Origin of the sequence: Pseudomonas sp. S11P7 (genome assembly GCF_023195435.1) — a bacterium.
Lineage (GTDB): Bacteria > Pseudomonadota > Gammaproteobacteria > Pseudomonadales > Pseudomonadaceae > Aquipseudomonas > Aquipseudomonas fluorescens_G.
The window spans coordinates 2652139-2669072 of the sequence record NZ_JALPKS020000002.1; the positions used below are offsets into that span (position 1 = coordinate 2652139).

9 protein-coding genes and 2 pseudogenes are annotated in these 16934 nt (G+C 56.7%); 6 read left to right on the forward strand and 5 right to left on the reverse strand.

Going from position 1 to position 16934, the window contains the following annotated elements; genetic code table 11:
* Positions 1-110 precede the first annotated feature (110 nt).
* Together M0746_RS12225 and M0746_RS12230 are read left to right on the forward strand one after the other, a co-directional pair.
* Positions 111-1612, forward strand: a pseudogene (locus M0746_RS12225) (ATPase domain-containing protein).
* Positions 1609-3278: pseudogene (locus M0746_RS12230) on the forward strand (ATP-binding protein). The pseudogenes M0746_RS12225 and M0746_RS12230 overlap by 4 nt, the downstream one beginning before the upstream one ends.
* 36 nt (positions 3279-3314) lie before the next feature.
* Here M0746_RS12230 and M0746_RS12235 read toward each other — a convergent pair.
* From M0746_RS12235 to M0746_RS12255, 5 genes are read right to left on the reverse strand one after another with little or no spacing between them, the layout of a single operon-like run.
* On the reverse strand, positions 3315-3692 hold the full coding sequence (locus M0746_RS12235; RefSeq protein WP_039761562.1) for a response regulator: 378 nt from the start codon (positions 3690-3692) through the stop codon (positions 3315-3317).
* Positions 3693-3736: 44 nt separating this feature from the next.
* Positions 3737-4951, reverse strand: coding sequence for a hybrid sensor histidine kinase/response regulator (locus M0746_RS12240; RefSeq protein ID WP_090283326.1), 1215 nt, complete (start codon positions 4949-4951; stop codon positions 3737-3739).
* A complete protein-coding gene (locus M0746_RS12245; protein ID WP_258449362.1) occupies positions 4945-5538 on the reverse strand; it encodes a chemotaxis protein CheB in 594 nt (197 codons plus the stop codon). The genes M0746_RS12240 and M0746_RS12245 overlap by 7 nt, the downstream gene beginning before the upstream one ends.
* A complete protein-coding gene (locus tag M0746_RS12250; protein WP_258449363.1) occupies positions 5535-6368 on the reverse strand; it encodes a CheR family methyltransferase in 834 nt (277 codons plus the stop codon). Before M0746_RS12250 ends, M0746_RS12245 begins: the two co-directional genes overlap by 4 nt.
* Positions 6368-9859 carry a response regulator gene (locus M0746_RS12255; protein WP_258449364.1) on the reverse strand — a complete coding sequence of 1164 codons (3492 nt, stop codon included), beginning with the start codon at positions 9857-9859 and terminating at the stop codon, positions 6368-6370. Before M0746_RS12255 ends, M0746_RS12250 begins: the two co-directional genes overlap by 1 nt.
* Before the next feature lie 259 nt (positions 9860-10118).
* On the opposite strand from M0746_RS12255, the gene M0746_RS12260 reads away from it, so the two are divergent.
* The 4 genes from M0746_RS12260 (at position 10119) to M0746_RS12275 (ending at position 16847) form a co-directional block, all read left to right on the forward strand.
* Positions 10119-10478, forward strand: coding sequence for a response regulator (locus tag M0746_RS12260; RefSeq protein WP_258449365.1), 360 nt, complete (start codon positions 10119-10121; stop codon positions 10476-10478).
* A 155-nt stretch (positions 10479-10633) separates the two neighbouring features.
* Positions 10634-14464: a hypothetical protein gene (locus tag M0746_RS12265; RefSeq protein ID WP_258449366.1), complete on the forward strand. Its 3831-nt coding sequence runs from the start codon at positions 10634-10636 to the stop codon at positions 14462-14464.
* A 95-nt stretch (positions 14465-14559) separates the two neighbouring features.
* Positions 14560-15870 (forward strand): glycosyltransferase, encoded by a 1311-nt coding sequence (locus M0746_RS12270; protein ID WP_258449367.1) that lies wholly within the window; start codon positions 14560-14562, stop codon positions 15868-15870.
* A 113-nt stretch (positions 15871-15983) separates the two neighbouring features.
* On the forward strand, positions 15984-16847 hold the full coding sequence (locus tag M0746_RS12275; RefSeq protein ID WP_258449368.1) for a phospholipase: 864 nt from the start codon (positions 15984-15986) through the stop codon (positions 16845-16847).
* Positions 16848-16934: the final 87 nt, after the last annotated feature.

Genomic DNA, 16934 nt, shown 5'->3' on the forward strand with positions numbered 1-16934 from the left:
CAACATCCGCAAACAATAAGCGGAACTGCCATCACGGCTTAAGGTCAAGTTATTCAGGCCGACCCAATGCATCAATGGTCGCGCTTCCCTTAGTCATGAGAGGACATTATTTGTCTACTTCTAACGAGTTGATCAGTGCGAAAGCCGCTACCGGCATTGCGGGTCTGGATGACATCCTGGCCGGTGGCTTGTCTCGCGGTCATGTGTTTCTGCTGGAGGGTGAACCCGGAACCGGCAAAACCACGGTCGCTTTGCATTTTCTCCTGGCTGGCGCGAAAGCCGGCGAGCGCTCGTTGTACATCACGCTCTCGGAAACCGAGCACGAACTGCGCCAAGGCGCGCTGTCCCACGGCTGGACGCTGGACGAAAACATCGAAATCTTCGAGCTGACGCCGCCGGAAAGCCTGCTCAACGCCGAGCATCAGCAAAGCCTGCTGTACTCCTCCGACCTGGAACTGGGCGAGGCGACCAAGCAGATTTTCGAAGCGGTCGAGCGTTTCAAGCCGACCCGCGTGGTGCTCGACAGCCTCTCCGAGATCCGCTTGCTGGCGCAAAGCTCCTTGCGTTATCGCCGGCAGATCCTGGCCATCAAGCATTATTTCGTGCGCTATAACGCAACCGTGGTGCTGCTTGACGACCTGACAACCGAATCCCTCGATAAAACCGTGCACAGTGTGGCTCACGGGGTGATCCGCCTCGAGGAACTGACGCCGACCTACGGCGCCGAGCGGCGACGCGTGCGGGTGGTCAAATACCGCGGACAGAAGTATCGCGGCGGCTTCCATGACTTCACCATCATGGGTGACGGCGTGCATGTGTTCCCCGGCTCGTGGCAGCCGAACACCGTGGCGAGTACGCGCGGTTGCAGCTGTCCAGCGGCATCAAGGAAATGGACGCGCTGCTCGGCGGCGGCATCGAGACCGGCTCCAGCACGTTGATCCTTGGTCCTGCCGGTACCGGCAAGTCGCTGATCTCGATGATCTTCGCCGCAGCCGCTGTCGGTCGTGGTGAAAAGGCTGCGCTGTTTATCTTCGACGAAGAACTCGGCCTGCTGCATGAACGGATGAAAAACATCGGTATCGATCTCAAGGCGCTGCAAGCCACTGGCAATCTGCTGATCGAACAGGTGGACGCTGCCGAACTGTCGCCGGGCGAGTTCTCCCATCGTGTGCGGCGTTGTGTCGACGAACGCGAAATCAAGACGGTGGTGATCGACAGCATCAACGGCTATCAGGCTGCAATGCCGGAGGAAAACGCGCTCGTTCTGCACATGCACGAACTGTTGCTGTACCTGAACCGTAAAGGCGCGGCGACGTTCATGACCGTCGCCCAACATGGCCTGGTCGGTGACATGCAAGCGCCAGTCGACATTACCTACCTGGCTGACACCGTAGTGCTGCTGCGCTACTTCGAAGCGTTGGGCAAAGTCCGCCGCGCGATTTCCATCATCAAGAAACGCACCGGCAGTCACGAATCGACCATTCGTGAATTCCGGATCTCGAAAGTCGGCATGACCATCGGTGAACCGCTGGAAGCGTTTCAAGGCGTGCTGCGTGGCGTCCCAACTTACCTCGGCGCGAACAATCCGCTGCTTCAGGAAGACAGCTTGTGAATCTCGAGGTGCCACTGGCCGAACGGGCGCTGATTCTGGCGCCCCTGGGTCGCGACAGTCAGATTGCGCTGAAGATACTCAATGAGGCCGGTTACGGCGGCGTCGTCACCCCCGCTCTCGGTGAGTTGTGTACGCAACTGGACCTGGGTGCAGGTTTGCTGCTGGTTGCCGCCGAGGCACTGCGCGGGCCGGAAATGGAAACGCTGTTCGCCTGGCTGGAGCAGCAACCGGCGTGGTCGGATCTGCCGATCATTCTGCTGACCCACCACGGCGGACAGGAGCAAGGCCCCTCGTCGCGCCTGAGCGATCTGCTCGGTAACGTGAGTTTCCTTGAACGCCCTTTTCATCCGGTGACGCTGGTCAGTATGGTCTCCGCCGCATTGCGCGGGCGACGACGACAATACGAAGCGCGCGATCGCCTGATTGACCTGAGCGAAAGCGAACGACGCCTGCAATCGACCCTCGAAACCCTCGAGCAACAGGTCGAAGAGCGCACCGCGCAACTGCGCCACAACGAAGAAGCGTTGCGCCAGTCGCAAAAATGGAGGCCGTCGGCCAGCTCACCGGCGGCATCGCGCACGACTTCAACAACATGCTCACCGGGATCATCGGCAGCCTCGAATTGATCCGTCGGCGCTTGGCCCGTGGGCGAACCGAAGATCTCGACAGCCTGATCGATCTGGGCGTGACCTCAGCCAACCGCGCTGCCGGCCTGACCCATCGTCTGCTGGCTTTTTCGCGTCGCCAGTCGCTGGATTCGAAAGCCGTACAGATGAACACCCTGGTGCTGTCGATGGGCGAGTTGTTGCAGCGCAGCCTCAATGAAAGCATTCATCTGGAGATGCGTCTGAATGAAAACCTCTGGATCGCCGAAGCCGATCCCAATCAACTGGAAAGCGCCCTGCTCAACCTGGTGATCAACGCCCGTGACGCCATGCCCGACGGCGGCAAACTGGTGGTCGAGACCAGCAATCAGGTGCTGCATCGCGATTTCACCGAGGCTTACAGCAATCTAGAGCCTGGCGATTACGTGATGCTCAGCGTCACCGATAACGGCTGCGGCATGCCGCAAAGTGTCATGAGCCGCGCGTTCGATCCCTTCTTCACCACCAAACCGATCGGCCAGGGCACGGGTTTGGGCCTGTCGATGATTTACGGGTTCAGCAAGCAGTCGCGCGGCCATGTTTCGATCGAAAGCGAAATCGATCAAGGCACCACGGTAAAACTCTACCTGCCGCGCTTTCGCGGTGAAGAGATGGTCAGCGACGATAAAGACGTTGAGCAATCGCCGGATGCGCTGGATGGCGAAACCGTACTGATCGTCGAGGATGATCCAGCGGTGCGCGTTCTGGTCTGTGCTGTGCTCAGCGAGCTGGGTTATGCCTACGTTGAGGCAGGCGACGCCGACACAGCGCTGCCGTTCCTCAATTCGACGCAGCGCATCGATCTGCTGATCAGCGACGTCGGTTTGCCGGGCATGAATGGCCGCCAACTGGCGGAAGTCGGCCGCCAATACCGGCCCGGTCTGAAGGTGCTGTTCATCACCGGTTACGCCGAGCACGCCGCAGTGCGTGGCGGGTTTCTGGACTCTGGCATGCAGATGATTACCAAACCGTTCACCTTCGATCTGCTCACCGCCAAGGTGCGCGAGATGATCAAGAACTGACTGGCAATCCACGGCCCGCGCAAGCGGGCCAGGCAGTCAGGCCAGCAATTCCTGAATCTTTTCCTGCAGCACGTCCAGATCGAAGGGTTTCTCCAGAATGGGAGCCTTGTTGGTGATCGGGCTACCGGTCTCGCGGATTTCCTGCGGATAACCACTGATGAAGATCACTTTCAGATCCGGGCGCAGTTTGACGGCAGGTTCGGCGATCTGCACGCCGGAGATTCCGCCCGGCAAACGAAAATCAGTGATCAGCATGTCCAGGTGCGGCTTGCTCGCCAGAATCTCGAACGCCTGCTCACCGTTTTCCGCCTGCAACACGCGATAGCCCTGCCCCGACAGATAATCCGTCAGAACCATCAAGATAACCGGTTCGTCTTCGACGACGAGTACTACATCTTGTGCATCTACGCTCATGGGAAGCCTTTGTTCGGTCAATAGCTGCTGATACGACCGTACGGTCAATCAGAGGTTGCGTCGGATATGCCGTTTTCCTGGATTGGCAGACAAACGCGAAACAGGGCGCCTTCGTTGATTTCACTTTCGACGACGATGGAGCCGCCATGGGCGGCGACGATCTGCTCGGAAATGAACAGACCCAGCCCGAGCCCGGCCACTACCGTCTTGGCGGAAACCCGTTCGAACTGTTGGAAAATGCGCTTCTGGTTCTCTTTGCTGATGCCGATGCCGTGGTCCTGGACCTCGATTCGCGCTTCATCACCTTCACGGTAGACGCGCACCTGAATCGGGCTGCGGCCGCCGTAACGCAAGGCATTGGTCAGCAGGTTCGAGACCACTTGCTCGATACGGAACTCGTCCCAGTGACCTTCCACGGGGCCGAATACGGTCAACGACACTTCTGTCTCTGCGGCTTCGATCTGTTGAGCGAAGTTCTGCAGCAGATTGCTCACCAGTTGCACCAGATCGAAACGGCTCGGGCGGATCGACAACTTGCCGGTACGAATACGCGACACGTCGAGCATGTCTTCGATCAGGCGAATCAGGCTTTTGATCTGCCGCTCATCGCGGTCGACCATGGCGTGCATCTTGTCGAGGGTGAACGCCGAAGCGTTGTCGCGGGCCAGGTGCATTTTGCGCAGCTGGGTTTCGAGGATCAGACCGTTCAGCGGCGTGCGCACTTCGTGGGCGACGATCGACATGAAGTCATCGCGCATGCGCACGGCCTGCTCGAGGTCGGCCTGAGTGCTTTGCAGTTGTTGCAGCAACGCTTCCTGTTCGCGACGGGCCTGCTCGAGCGCTTCGAGCTGTTGCTTCAACGCTTTGCTTTGGCGATACAGATCGACGAACACGTTGACCTTGCTTTTCACCGCATGGATATCCAGCGGTTTGTGCAGAAAGTCCACCGCCCCACTCTCGTAGCCTTTGAACGCGTAGTTCAGTTCACGGCCGGCGGCGCTGACGAAAATGATCGGGATGTTCTTGGTTTTCTCGGTACCGCGCATCAATTCGGCGAGTTCGAAGCCGTTCATCCCCGGCATCTGCACATCGAGAATGGCCATGGCGAACTCGTGTTGCAGCAGCAACGACAACGCCTCATCCGCTGACAGGGCTTTGTAGACCGTGCGGTCTTCGCGCTTGATCAGCGCTTCGAGTGCCAGCAGATTCTCCGGCAGATCATCGACGATCAGCAGTTTGGCTTGGATGTTACTTAGCATGCGATTCGTTCCAGCTCGACAAGCAGACCGCTGATGTCGTGAATGGGTAGGACATGATCCGGCTGCCGAATGTTCATTGCAGCCTGAGGCATGGTGGCGACCTGTGCTTCGTTGGGGTCCTGGACAATGGTCAAACCGCCGCAGCGCTTGACGTAGGCCAGCCCGCGCGCGCCATCGTGATTGGCACCGGTCAGTAAAACAGCGACCAGCGTGGGCCCGTAGGCGTCGGCCGCGGACTCGAACAGAAAATCGATCGAGGGCCGCGAATGGTGCAAACGGTCTTCCTGACTCAAGGAAAAGCTGCGGTCCATTTCGATCGACAGGTGATAACCGGGCGTGGCGAAATACACCGTACCGGCTTCGATATCCTGCTTGTCGGCGGCTTCGATCACGGGCATTTGCAGACGTCGGGCGAAGACCTCAGCCAATTGGCTGCGGCGCTCTTCAGGCAGGTGCAACACAACAACGATCGGCAATCTGAAGCCACGGCGCAGCGGTCCGAGCAAGGTCAGCAGCGCCTCGACGCCACCGGCGGAAGCTCCGACCACAACGGCCTCGACACGAGGCAAAACCGCCGCTTCGTTCATGTTTTGCGGTAAATCCGTTCTTGCTTCACCAGCGCTTCGAACCGGTTGGCATAGTTGGAAAAGTCCAGCGTCTCTTTGCTGCCCAGCACCAGAAAGCCGCGGTGACACAGCGATTCATGAAACAGCCCGAAGGCCCGGTCCTGGAGTTTCTTGTTGAAGTAGATAAGAACGTTTCGGCAGGAAATCAAATGGGTTTCGGAGAACACGCTGTCAGTGGCCAGACTGTGGTCGGCAAAGGTCACGTTTTCGCACAAGGTCTTGTCGAAAATTGCATAGCCATAGGCAGCCGTGTAGTAATCGGCGAACGAGCGCTGGCCACCGGCCTGCTGGTAATTGGCGGTATAAGCGCGGACATTTTCCATCGAGAGAATGCCCTGCTTGGCCTTGTCCAGCGAGCGCGGGTTGATGTCGGTGGCGTAGATGATCGTGCGGTCGAGCAGGCCTTCTTCGCGCAGCAGAATCGCCATCGAATAGACCTCCTCGCCCGTGCTGCAGCCGGCAATCCAGATTTTCAACGAAGGATAGGTGCGCAGCAGCGGCACCACTTCGTTGCGAATGGCGAGAAAGTGCGAAGGGTCGCGAAACATCTCGCTGACCGGAATCGTCAGCAGCTGCAGCAGTTGCATGAACGCCGTCGGGTCATGCAGCACTTTTTCCTGTAGCGCCGAAATCGTCGCGCACTCGAACTGGCTCAACGCGTGTTGCACCCGGCGCTTAATCGAAGCGCCGGAGTAATCGCGAAAATCGTAGCTGTACTTGAGATAAATCGCCTCGATCAACAGGCGCAGCTCGATTTCGCTGTTTCGTTCGGCGGGTGTACTGCGTTCCACTAAATGCGTTCCATTTTCGGTAACCACACACGTATCAGCGAGAACAGACGATCCAGATCGATGGGCTTGGCCAGGTAATCATTGGCGCCCGCCTGCAGGCAGCGCTCCTGATCGTCCTTCATGGCCTTGGCCGTGACCGCAATGATCGGCAGCTTGCGCCAGCGCGGATCCTTGCGGATTTCAATGGTGGCTTCGAAACCGTCCATTTCCGGCATCATCACGTCCATCAACACCAGATCGATGTCCTCGACTTCGTTGAGTTTATCAATCGCTTCACGACCGTTACGGCCGATCACCACGACTGCGCCTTTGGTCTCCAGGGCACTGGTCAGGGCGAAAATGTTGCGCACATCATCGTCCACCAACAGCACCTTGCGGCCCTCGAAGACTTTGTCGCGGCTGCGTGCGGTCTTGAGCATCTTCTGCCGTTCATGGGACAACTGCGATTCGACTTTGTGCAGAAAGAGTGTGACCTCATCGAGCAAGCGCTCCGGCGAGCGTGCGCCCTTGATGATGATCGAGCGCGAATACTTGCGCAGCTCGGATTCTTCGTCGCGGGTCAGGTTGCGCCCGGTGTAGACAATCACCGGCGGGAACGAGCAGATGTCCTCGGTGGACATGCGCTTGAGCAGGTCATTGCCGAGCATGTCCGGCAACTTCAGATCGATGACCATGCAGTCGTAGATCGTCGTGCGCAGCAGCTCCAGCGCATCCTGGGCCAGGCCCACCGCGGTGATTTCAATGTCTTCATCGCCAATCAGCCGCGCGATGCTTTCGCGTTGCAGATCGTCATCCTCGACCAGCAGCACGCGTTTGACCTTCTGCGTCAGCTTGGCTTCGAGGCGGGCGAACACGTCTTTGAGCTCTTCGCGGGTGGTCGGTTTGACCGCATAGCCGATGGCGCCCATGTGCATCGCTGCTTCGACGCGGTCTTCGACGGAAATCACGTGCACCGGGATGTGCCGGGTGCCGGCGTGTTCCTTGAGACGTTGCAGCACGGTCAGACCCGAGTGGTCCGGCAGGCGCATGTCGAGCAGGATGGCATCCGGAACGAACTCTTTGGCCAGATCGTAACCTTCGTCCGCACCGTGGGCGACCAGGCACTGATAACCCAGTTCGTGCGCGAGGTCGTAAAGGATGTGAGCGAAATTCGGTTCGTCTTCTACCACCAGAATGCAGCGTGTGTTGAACGGTGCCTTGTCACGGTCATCGGCGAAACGCGGGATATGTACCGGTGCCAGCGGTGACACATTGAGCGCCGGCGCTGCGGGCGCTGCTGGCGCAGGCGGCGTGAAAGTCAACGGCGCCGAGGCCACCTCGGCAGACTCGCTGTATTGAGTCGGCAGCAGCAGCGTGAACACACTGCCCTGCCCCGGCGTGCTGCTGACGCTGATCGAGCCGCCGAGCAAGGTCGCTAGATCACGAGAAATCGACAAGCCCAGACCGGTGCCGCCGTATTTGCGGTTAGTGGTGCCATCAGCCTGGCGGAACGCTTCGAAAATGCTTTCCTGCTGGTCGGGCGCAATACCGATGCCCGAATCGCGAACGATGAATGCAATACGGTCGTCGGGTTGGCCGGCGATGGTCAAGCTGACCGAACCCTTTTCGGTGAACTTCAATGCGTTCGACAGCAGGTTCTTGATCACTTGCTCCAGACGCTGGCGGTCGGTGTACAACATGGCCGGCGCACCCGGCTGCAGGTCGACAGTAAAAGCCAACTGTTTGTCTGCGGCCAACGGCTCGAACATATTGCGCAGGCCTTCAGCCAGGCGCCCGACGCTGGTGTTTTCCGGCAGTACTTCAAGCTTGCCCGCCTCGACCTTGGAAATATCCAGAATGTCGTTGATCAGGTTGAGCAAGTCGTTGCCGGCCGAATAGATCGACTCGGCAAACTTGACCTGCTCGGCGCTGAGGTTTTCCTGCGGGTTCTCTGCCAGCAACTTGGCCAGAATCAACGAGCTGTTCAACGGCGTGCGCAGTTCGTGGGACATGTTGGCGAGGAATTCGGATTTGTATTTGCTCGAACGCTGTAACTCTTCGGCGCGTTCTTCCAGTTGCACCTGGGCCTGATTGAGCTCGGTGTTCTTCTGGTCCATGGCATCGCGCTGCTCGGCCAGGGTCTGCGCCTGTTCGGCAAGTTGCTCGTTGGTTTGTTCCAGTTCGACCTGCTGGGTTTCCAGGTGCGCCTGGGATTCCTTGAGAATTCGCGACTGTTCTTCCAGCTCTTCGTTGGCGGTTTTCAATTCTTCCTGCTGAACTTGCAACTCTTCATTGAGCTGCTGGGTTTCAGCGAGCACTTCTTGCAGGCGCTGACGGTAACGCGCCGCTTCGATCGATGTGCCGATGTTGCCGGCAATCAGTTCCAGCAATTCGATGTCGCGCTGGGTCAGCGGACGCAGGAAACCCAGTTCGATCACGCCGTTGACCCGATCGTCGTCGCTGGTCGGCACCACCAGCACGCTGTGCGGCAAGCCCTCGCCCAGGCCGGAACTGACTTTGAAATAATCGCTCGGCACCGAATCCAGACGAATCAGCCGCGCCTGCTGCGCGACCTGGCCAACGATGCCTTCGCCACTGAATATTGCCTGGTCCTGCTCTTCCTGTTCACGGGAGAATCCGTAAGTGGCTACGCGTTTTAGTCCGCCGTGCTCTTCGCGCACATACAATGCGGCCACGGCGCTGCCCAGATACTGCGCGCAGAACTGCAGGATATTGCGCCCCAACAGATTCAGCGTCAGTTGCCCCAACACTTGCTCGGCCAGTTGTGTCTGGCCGTTGCGCAACCACGCCTGTTTTTCCAGACGCTCGGCACTGGCTTCTTGCGCCGCCAAAGTCGCGCTATAGCTCTGCGAAAGATTGACCAGATCGCGGCGACCGACATACGCCAGCAAACCGCTGATTACCCCGATGAACAGCAGATAAAGGCTGATGCTCCAGATCGTGGTACGGCGCACTTCTTCATTGCGCGTGGCGCGTAACACTTGTTCGGTCTCGATGACGTCTTCGAACTGCTTGCGGATTTCGTCGGTCAGGCGCTTGCCGCGCCCGGCCTTGACCGCGCCACGATAATCGCCGCTGCTGCGTTGCAGATCGATCATCGATTGCGCGTAATTGGCCCACTCGACCTGCAACGCCTGCAGGCGGCGCAAACGATCCGTCTGCACCGGGTTGTCGGCGGTCAGCTCAAGCAGGGTATTGAGCGCCACGGCGATGCGCGGCTTGGCGGTCTCGTACGGGTCGAGGAAATGCTCGTCACCGCTGAGCAAATAGCCGCGCATGCCGGTTTCCAGGTCCACGGTGAGTTTCACCGCTTCGTTGGCGTTATTGATCACCCGGTCGGTGTGCTCCACCCATTGGATGACCGACAGCAAATAGGTGATCAGCGACACGAAGAACACGGCGCTCAGTGCGCCAACGCCCAAAGGCAGGCTGATGTTGCGAGTCAGGAGTTTGCGAAACCGTTGTTCATCAACCGAAGACGGAGAGGACATGAGGCAGCCTTGTCGAACTGTTGAAAAACGTGGAGTTTGCCCGAAAACCCCGGTCTGGATCCATTTTTCTGACACTTTTGATGGCAATTTCCTACACCCCCCTGCACTCGGACGACGCCAACCGTTATCCTGTCGCAGCCCCGAGGCCCCTGCTTTTTTTGTATCAGGCCGGGAACTTGTGGCTATGCGCCACTTACTCATGCAAGAGTCCGGTCATTTCGATCGACCGGTGTCCCCCCGTTTTCTTGAGAGCCCTGCCATGTCTGCCACTCCACCCACCATCCTTGTCGTAGAAGACGACGCTATCGTGCGCATGCTTATTGTGGATGTGCTGGAGGAGCTGGAATACAAGGTGCTTGAGGCTGACGGCAGCGAGCAGGCCCTGACTGTTCTCGGAACGCCGTCCGAGCAAATCAATCTGATGATGACGGACGTCGGGCTGCCGGGTATGAACGGTATCGAACTGGCGACCGAAGCGCGCAAACTGCGCCCCGCCCTCAAGATTCTGTTCGCCAGCGGTTATGCGGAATCCATTGCTGTCCCTGAAGATATGCACATGATTGGCAAACCGTTTTCCATTGACCAGTTGCGCGACAAAGTAAAACAGATAATTGATTAAGCACAGAAATCAATACTACTGCCGCCTTTAATAAACTCGACATAAATACAATAATATTCGAGTAACTGAAAAACGCTCTCACACAAACCCTGTTGATTACCACCCATTTAAAAAAGAGGATACGCCGAACTTACAAACCAACAACAAGCAGACTTATGAACACCAAGCATACGAACTTTTACAATCAACGCAATTTATCTCGGGCGACATATTCCATAGACCCCCAGCGCGATCACTCTCCAAGTGATAATCGTGAGCGCGAAGAAGTCATTTATAAGCTCAGACAACGCGCTTCGGATCTTGCCCCCTCGCAAACCATTACCCTGGCCGGCGCAACCATTTCTCTGGAATCGGAATCATCCCTGGAAGATGCACTGCTTGCGGGTCGGCAGCTATTGCAAACATTGTCCGAACACGCCTCCTTCAAAAAACTCCTGGCCAAGTTACAACTTTCCGATCGCTTCATTTTTGAGGTAACGGCTGAAGGCAAAATGAATGCAATCAGCGGGAACAACACCACGGGGCTGGAAAACGCTTTCGTACTCGCGCCGGATTTGAAAGAAGACCTGCAAACTTTGGTTGAAATGGCAGCGTTGACCGGTGGCAAGATTTCCAACGCCGATCAGATTGATTTAGCGCAATGGCTGACATTCCATGGTTTTCTGATCCCGCGCAACGCTTACGAAGTTTCCCGCCTGGTGGCATTCATGAATGCTGTGCCCACGCCAGGTCCAGTGTTTGGTCACTATCGGGAAATGATCAAGGCCAGCGAAGGCAACACGGCCACGCTGTCGGCGGCTCAACGCCGCGAGCTTCGTAAACTCATTGCCAGTTATACAAAAGGCCAGTCATTACTGGAGCATCTGTCAGAACGTGTTCTGGGTGGGCGATCGGCACCGTTCACACGCTCCGAAGCCGAAAACATCATTGATCAACTGATCTCCAGCCCAATCGCAGTGCATTGGGCGAACGCTTGCGTACGCGATCTGGGCTGGTATGGCGCGCAGCCGGATCAGCCACAGTCAGCAGCGTCGCGCAAACAAATAATCCTGACCTCACTGTTGCTGGATCTTCATCCGCAAGTCGGTGAGCAAGAGCCGCGCAATCATGTAGCCGGCTTTGATCTGTACGCTGCCGAACATCTGGAACAGTCTTTCGCAGACATACAGACCCGATTCGAAAATCACTTGATCGCGCATCATCGAGTGAGCCCGCGCAATGTCGCACTGGCCGCGCATTTATTACTGGCGGAGCCCGCGCCAGAGTTTCTCGTCAAACAACTGCCTGCGACGCTATTACTGGGTACACCGCAATGCGTCGAATACTGCCGAATTGTGGCGGTGCATGAAATCATAGCGCCCGGCTCAACCCGCTCGATGACCTACGCGCAGCTGCAACAACTCTCGACATTGGAACCTGCGACCGAATCGCGCAAGAAACTCGACGCTCTGGCAGCGATAGATCCGGTCATCGATTGGGCACTGCTCAACAAGGTCGTCGCGCCTGAGGACGTCGAGAAATCAGTGCCCGACGCCCTTAAAGTCGCTACAGATGCTTATGTGCAGCATGCCAGTACACTCGCCGCAAATGCTGAAACATTGAAACGTCCGCTGCCAACGCGCAAAAGCGTTGCACTGGACATTCTCGAGCACGTCGCCAAGGGTTGCACTTACCTTGAAAATGACGTGCTTGAGCAAGTACGCAATGTACCGTTGGAAGACGCTTATGACTCGCTGCGCTTTTCTCCGGTTGAACTGCACATGTCCAACGATCTTGCGACCGGCGACTGGGATCTGAAAAAAGGCGAAAGTATCTATAAAGCGTTTCCCGGCCTGCTGCGCAACCTGGTTTCGCCCGACGGCGAATTCCACCGCCAGTTCAATCGGGCCTATGTCACGCACATGCAAGCCATGCATACGCATTTGAAACAGGCCTTCTCGTTCTTGCCACTGTCTGAACGGACTCGTTTGCTCAAAGGCAAGGTCACGATGTTCACCGTAAGACCCTCGGTCGCGAAACTTCAGACCCTCACGAATTTGCCGGTCAATCCCATTGCCTCGGTCATTGACACGATCGTGAAGACGACTGAGCGTAAACCCACTGAAAGTCATAAAGAAATAGACGAAGCAAAAGGCCGCTACGGGGTTTTGATCTATTGCGAATACGAAGGCCAAGGCTCGTGCTACGAATTACTTACGTTGCACGGCGTCTGCCGTGAAAACCCGCAAATGGCAGCGTTGATCCAGCAACAAAACCTGCTGGATTCAAAGGGTCGCCCTGCCGGAGTAAATTACTCTGCACCTGCCACGGTGTATCGATTGCCTACGGATATCGAATGTTATACCCATGGCGTGACGCCCGGCCTCGTCGCTTTCAGCTCGGGCATCATCGACAGGATTGATGAGTTGCCTGCCGAGCCACCGGCGCAGATCAACGGTTACTACCAGAGTTTCTACTCCAGAGAGTTCGATCGCCTGGTGAACTTTGTGCTCAAGCACAGACCTGTAGCGACCTATGATGAACTGGTCAAAGAGTGTTGGGGACAAACCAGGCTGGAGGCGTTGCGACTCAAACGGGACAAGGATCTGGATACGTTTCTTAACGTGGTCGTGCCGTTCAAGGCCTGTATTGAAGATTTGAATTCCGACGATATAGAACGACAACTTCAAGGAGCCGCAGCGTGCACTCTGGAAGCGGCAATGACCGTTCTGTTAGTAGTGGCTGCCATCGCAAAAATTGCCACGGTGGTTGCTGCGAGCGTGAGTGTTGCGACCAAGGCCGGGAAAATCGCTTCGACAGGCCTTGGACTGGTAAGCAGCCTGCTCAACCCGCTGGACGGGGCCACCGATGTGCTGGTCAAAGGGGCAAAAGTTCTCCGCAAGGGTTGGCACAGCGGGGTCGCCGCGCTTGAAGGCGCCATACACGATGCTCGGAAATGGACTGCAAAACCGCCCTACCGCGCCCTTTCCACGGCGGTCGATACCGATACTCTACGGCTGGGCACGCGACAATATGCGCAGAGCTCCACCGACCTTTTCCAGGTATGGGGCATACGCCACACGGATGAATGGTATGCCGTAAACCGTCTGGGCGAACCGTGGGGGCCTCAATTGAGAGAGCTGAAAATTGTCAATATCTTGCGCAATCCTTTCAAGCGAGCGAAACCGTTCAGTTACACCCGTGGCTATCTTAAAAAAGGCATTCCTCACGCCAAAAGTAAGATCGACAACACTATTGCGTTGATCTCCGATGCCCGGAACGAGGACATCAGAACCGTCCTTGTGCATGTATTTGGTACCGACTCGAGTGCGGCCGTCGAGCACATCACAAACAATCTGCGGAGCATGCGCAGCGATCTTGACTATCTGCGCATTGAAAACATGATCTTTCGGCCACCCGGTAGCAAAGCTTATGCTGCGTTACAGCCACAAGCCTATAAACGCTGGCAAGCCGCGGTGTACTCGAATACCAAACTGGACGTCAACACGAGGACTTTCCTGTCCATTTACCCAGACAATCTGGATGAATTGTATGAAGTGGCGAAATTTGACGACGCCAAGATCGGCGACGTTCTGGTGCATGAAATGTCGCATGGCGCTCCAGGCACGCTTGACTTCTATTACGGAGATGCAATCAGAGGTGCAAGCCCGGCAGAGTACGACGCCGTCGGATTGCTGGAGTTCGCCAGAGATCCGCGCAAGGCGCATCCCAATAATCTGAGCAACCCTCATTACCGCTATGCAAAGCCAGAGGACTTTAAAGAGTTTGAGTCTATTACGGACTGGCCGGAAATCATCAAAAAGTACCCGGCGTTATTGAATGCCGATTCCTATGCATTGGCAGTTTCTTTGATAGATCAATATCGAACCAGCCACGCCACGTTCCAGTTCAACCTTTCGGTGATCACCAATACGATCAATAACACCGCTCCCGGAAAATTCCTTCCGGGGCCGCTACTGCTCAATCTGGCCAAGCCGGCCTTTTAAAGCGCAAGCACCGGTGCACGGCTGACAAGGGGGCGCAGACAACCATCACTGTGGTTTAATTGCGCCCTTTTTTTCCAACCCGGCTGACGCTCCTCATGACCCTGCCCTCAACTAACAAAGTGCTTGTCATCGGCTACGTCTGGCCAGAGCCGCGTTCTTCGGCGGCCAGCGGGCATGTCATGCAGATCCTCGAAACGTTCCTGCAGCAAGGCTGGGACATCACCTTCAGTAGCCCGGCCGGGCCCGGCGAGCACAAGGCCGACCTGGCTGCGCTCGGCATTCGCGAGGTGCCGATCGAACTCAATAACACCAGCTTCGATGAGTTCATCAGCGAACTGGCGCCGGACATTGTCCTGTTCGACCAGTTCATGATGGAGGAGCAGTTTGGCTGGCGCGTCGAAAAGCACTGCCCACAGGCGCTGCGCGTGCTGGAAACTTCTGATTTGCAGAGCCTGCGGCACGCGCGCCATCAACGGCTCAAGGATCGCCTCAAGCGCAATCCTGAGCAGAACGATTTCAGTGACGTGTTTGCTCCAGCCCTGAGCGATGAGTTCGCGCTGATGGCCGAAACCGATCTGGCCAAACGCGAAATTGCCGCGCTGTATCGTTGTGATCTGAACCTGATGATCTCCGAGGTCGAGATCCAGTTGCTGATCGAACAGTTTGGAGTGCCTGCGCAGTTGCTGCACTGGTGCCCGTTGATGATCGATCCGCCCATGGTCGAGCCTGCCGCCATGGCCGCACGGGCCAACTTTCTCAGCATCGGCAACTTTCGCCACGCACCCAACTGGGATGCAGTGCTATGGCTGAAAACCACGATCTGGCCGCTGATTCGCCAGCAATTGCCGCAGGCACAACTGCACATCTATGGCGCCTACACACCACCGAAGGCTACGGCGCTGCACAACGCCAAGGATGGCTTTCACATCATGAATTGGGCCGAAGACGCGTTGCAGGCCATGTCCGCGGCGCGGATTTGCCTGGCGCCATTGCGCTTTGGCGCCGGCATCAAGGGCAAACTGGTCGACGCCATGCTCTGCGGAACGCCCAGCGTCACCACACCAGTGGGCGCCGAGGGTATGCACGGCGAGCATTGTTGGCCCGGTGCAATCACTGAATGCGCCATCGATTTTGCCAACAGTGCAGTCGCGCTTTATAACGACGAGGGGCAATGGCAGCAAGCGCGCGCGGCCGGTTATAAGTTGCTGACCGAGCGTTATTCACAGTCGGCGCATGGTCCGGCGCTGATCGAAAAACTGCGTTATTGCCAGGAAAATCTCCAGCAGCTAAGAGTTACAAATTTCACCGGTAGCATGTTGCGTCATCATTCGCACAAGAGTACTCAATATATGTCGCAGTGGATTGAAGCAAAAAACCGTCTGCCTCAGCAGACTAAAGACATGTAAACAGCAATATCTACACGACTTGCATTAATAGCCGTATTGGCCAATCAACATTGAACCGTTATAAACATCCTGCGCGCGCACTTTGATCAACTAATCTACGCAGGATGTATTACATGAACAACCTTGAAAACTTTCTACCTTATCAATGGATGGCTGACGCGCCGCAGCTGGACAAACTTACGCTTTTTGAACTGACCCTGCCCGGCACGCATAATGCGGGCTGCGACCTGGAAGCCGATTATGCAATTCCGTTGAGCCAGAACTGGCTGGCCTGCCAGGACGTTTCTTTCTATTCGCAGTTGAATCGCGGTGCTCGCGCACTGGACATGCGCCTGTTGCTCGACGCGCAAGCCCAAGGCCTCGCTCGATTTCGTTTCCATCATAACGGCAGCCGTTCTTCGCGCACACTCGAAGACCTGGTGCGGGACATAAAGGGGTTTTATGAAAGAAGTCGTGATGAATTCATCATTTTGGACTTTCATGAACTTGCGAACGGTGTGGACGCATTCGATCATGTGCAGTTCAAGATGTTACTGCTCGAGCATCTCGGGGAGCGAATGATTCCGGCGCAGAACCTGCATTTGACGCTGGGGCAACTCAAGGCGGTCGACCCGCTGCAACGCATCATGGTAGCGGCGCCCATGACCTGGGAAACCGACGATCCTCGCATCCACCGCCAGATCGATCACAAGTGGATCGGTAAATCGCTGGTCGGCACGACCGATCTGCACGCTTACATAGCAGACGTGTTAAGCAGACCGACCGGCAGGCTGCGCCCCTGGTCCTTGTCGGCGACCTGTTACTCCCTCGGCGGTCCGCAACGGATTCTGGCGTCGCTGGATGACTGGTTTGATCCGGCCAGATCGGACTGGGCGAAAAAATGTCACATCATCAATTTCGACTTCATCAAGAAGTCCAATATCGTGCGCTATTGCCTCACGGCCAATCTGCAAAAAGCCCTCGATAAGTCTGCGTAAACACGAGGACAACAAGGTCCAGCAGAACTGGCACAACGCGGGATAAACGAGGCATCATCGGCAAGCGATCAACAACAAGAAGCGCGC